At 57.5% G+C, this 240-nt stretch carries 1 protein-coding gene; it reads left to right on the forward strand.

Annotated elements, in window-relative coordinates:
• Positions 1–89 precede the first annotated feature (89 nt).
• Positions 90–240 (forward strand): transposase (locus CKO35_RS17785; protein WP_338031831.1); only part of this gene is annotated, 151 nt, incomplete at its 3' end.

Genomic DNA, 240 nt, shown 5'->3' on the forward strand with positions numbered 1-240 from the left:
TACATCGAGATGGAGTACAACAGCGACCGGCTCCACTCGTCCCTGGGGTACATCACCCCTCAGCAACATTTTTTAGCGGTTGCTGCTTAATCCGTGTCCGCTGCGACTTGACCAGAACAGAATTCAAGGCTGAGGCAGTGGCGTTGGTTGAGCGCCAGGGGTATGGGGTGGCCGAAGCTGCCCGGTCTCTGGGAATCAATCGCAGCCTGTTGGATCGGTGGTTGCGCAAGGAACGTGAGC

This window comes from Ectothiorhodospira shaposhnikovii (assembly GCF_016584105.1).
Taxonomy (GTDB): Bacteria; Pseudomonadota; Gammaproteobacteria; order Ectothiorhodospirales; family Ectothiorhodospiraceae; genus Ectothiorhodospira; species Ectothiorhodospira shaposhnikovii.